Genomic DNA, 3,054 nt, shown 5'->3' with positions numbered 1-3,054 from the left:
CGTCGTTGTTAGCATAACGACGTAATTCTCGATACGTGGTAACCGGAGCCCCACCAATCGCTTGAAACTGACGAATGCGCCAACGACTTGCCCAGGCAGTAACATTTGCCGACATTTCTTTTTGGTCGCGCCCTGTCTCGTCGTCTTTTTCGTCATCCATAGCATAACCATCAATGTTCTTACTGATGTATTTAGCAATGTAGCCGGTTGCAGACCCCAGTTCAGAATCGATAGCAACAATCTCGCATCGAGTACGCAAGTTCGGCGGCCCTACTGCTATTTCTTTCTTGTTTATTGACGGAAACAGCTCTTTAAAATCTTCTTGTACTGCGTAATGCGTAAATACCTCACTCGCCTGCTTTACATCATGCGGCTGCATGAACAAGAGTAAATGCCAATGTGGCGTACCGTCGTGATGTGGTTCAACAACTCTGATACCAAATACTGAAATATCATCACGTTTGAACTGAGCGCGGATTTTAGCCCAAACGCTACATAAATAACGCTGTGCATCACGGGGACTGTTACCCATCCAGTGATCGATAAAGCCGCCCTTTTTGCGAGTGTGATGATACTTGGATGGTGCGGTTAAGGTAAGAAACAGCCCTTCACAACCCATGGCTTGGGCAATATTCTCGTAACCACGCATCCGAACCATCAGCTCGCAACGGCGAATAGCTGGGTTACCCGTGGATTTATAGAACATCTCGGCAAGTGCTATTTCTTCGTCCATGTCTTCATCAAAGACCGACATGCCTTTGATGAAATCACGGTTACGTTGCTTTTGGTTCTTCCATTCGTGCAGACAGTCACGGGAACAGTACGGGCTTGCTGACTTTTGTACTTGGCCTACTGCGATTGCTAGATGCTCGCGCATTATCGAACGCTTGGCTTTTAATTTACTTTCCCAGGCACGATTGCAGGTTAAGCGTAAAATGCCACACTCTGCTTCTGCAGCTGTTAAGTCAGATTCGGGTTTATCATAGGGTGGTGTATAACCAAACTTACGGCTAATTTCACGTAGACCACAAAAGACCTGGATAATAGACTGATTGTAGTCTTGCCCTTCATCCTGCTCTGCAGCTTGGTTATCGAGTTGTACGGCAAAGAAATCTGCGTACTGCTGCGCTAATACTTTGAGTTCGCTTTTATCCATTTCTGCGAGCAGTTTTTCACGGAACAAATCATTACAGAGAGTATAAGAATCACGATATTTAACCTGCTGGTTATACTGCCCTAATACTTTTTTTAAACGAGGGTTAATCTTAGCGCCCACGGTTTTTCTTAAGTACTTATTGGCGTATTGACGGCCATTACGTTTAAAGGCTTTGATATAGCGTTCGGCAAAGTAGCGGCTAAGGTAATGCGGCATGTCACCAAAGAACTGCTTGCGCCATTGATGGTCTTCGAGATCGGGGTTAACCTGAAACATTGCATTTTCGATTAGCGACATTTCGGGTTGTGGGAATTCTTTGCCTAGCGCGGGCATTCTGACTGGCTTACTGCTGCAGTCCTCCGCGCTTTCAATCATTTCAATAATGGTGTTACGGCCAGATAATGACTTTGCTTTGTCTGCAGCTGACATCAGAACGGGATCTCATCTGCATAGTCATATACGTTACTTTTTTCAAAACTAGGTAAGCAACTAATGTCCGCATTCCAGAATTTCTCAATAGCATCATGACTAAGCCTAAAATGGCTCCGATGAATATCAGATGCGCTACGAATTACCCGTGGAAAAAATATACCGCAGACACAACTCAACATATCACTAAAATAGTTATCACTAGTTAAATTATCAATGCTATAACACAACGATGTAGCTTCTTCACATCCAGCTCGTCCCAGACGATGAGCGCGATAAAACATCTTCCATATTTGCTGCGGTGTTACTGTTATATTGATATTGCCTAAGGTCTTTTTATATTCAGTAATCCACACAACTTTATTATCAGCTGCTTGCTTTAATGCCAAGCGGCGTAGCTCTGAACGTGTTAGTGGTTTTGCGTCAGACTCTGATTTAGTTAAACCAATGGCTTCTTCAACCATTTCCATTGCATCACCTAAATCAACTACATGCTCATTAATGCAGGTATGTGCTGCTTTAATCATATGTTTAACCATGTGGTCATTCGCATCTAATCGCGGGCTCTGGTCAGACCGAGCAGCGTGATAAGCCATATTCCAAAAATCTCGATATGCTTTTGAGCGTGCGACCCTATGCGCTTCACAATTTTGCTCTATTGCAAATCCTACCGTTATCGTTCTAACGCCATCTTCTTCACAAATACCATTACAAATAAAATTAAATTCATCATCCAAGGTATGTGTTATATAAATACTACTTGCACCAAGACGTTTAAATTCGTTTCTCAACCCTAAGAAATCATTAAACTCTGACTGCCAGATATGGATAAGGGCAGTTCCTTGGCCGTTCTCTTCTTCAAATACGCAAAGCTCACCAATACAGCCTTTAGACAAATGAACATTAGGAATACCGTTGTTTAGATACTGCTTAACATTTAGATAAAACTCTTCAAAGTTGAATTTTTGTTTTACTTGCATCTTAGCCTTCCTTGTCCGTATCAATTTTTATAACAGTGGTATCCGCGATAAATTCCTCTTTCGTTACAACCGCTGTTTTCCAGTCTTTAGCAACAAATGACTCATCATCAATTTCAAAATAAACATTACGGACTAAACTTTTAAAACCAACCAAAGGCATTAGTCCAGTATCAAAATCTGCTTTGCTCCTTGCGAGAATGACCTCTTCAACCGGTGCATCCCAATACCAAACATCGCCGTCTGACTCTTGGGTAATACAGGTTGCTTTTTCACACCAACAACTGTCTAAGCGCTTAACAATATCGAGTAGTGTTAAATCGACCGTTGGTGAATAAACTGCGTTGTCTAAATCAATAAATATATCTGCCATTTTAAAAATCCTTTTATTCTCAATATTCATACTTCCGCATATTCCTGCGCATTTAATACAAGATAACCGCCCTGGCCTTTTGGCCGACCGATAACACCACGAAACAACTGACGGCAATT

At 42.2% G+C, this 3,054-nt stretch carries 3 protein-coding genes; all 3 read right to left on the bottom strand.

Going from position 1 to position 3,054, the window contains the following annotated elements:
- Nucleotides 1-1,585, bottom strand: a 1,585-nt coding sequence (locus tag BT797_RS07765; RefSeq protein WP_139291994.1) for a replication endonuclease, incomplete at its 3' end; no start/stop codon positions are given.
- A complete protein-coding gene (locus BT797_RS07760) occupies nucleotides 1,585-2,565 on the bottom strand; it encodes a hypothetical protein (protein WP_075471578.1) in 981 nt (326 codons plus the stop codon). The genes BT797_RS07760 and BT797_RS07765, both read right to left, overlap by 1 nt.
- 1 nt (nucleotide 2,566) lies before the next feature.
- Nucleotides 2,567-2,935, bottom strand: a complete 369-nt coding sequence (locus tag BT797_RS07755) for a hypothetical protein (protein ID WP_075471576.1) — start codon at nucleotides 2,933-2,935, stop codon at nucleotides 2,567-2,569.
- Nucleotides 2,936-3,054: the final 119 nt, after the last annotated feature.

The organism is Moritella viscosa (assembly GCF_900120065.1).
Taxonomy (GTDB): Bacteria; Pseudomonadota; Gammaproteobacteria; order Enterobacterales; family Moritellaceae; genus Moritella; species Moritella viscosa.
This window is presented reverse-complemented; position numbering and strand designations above follow the sequence as displayed.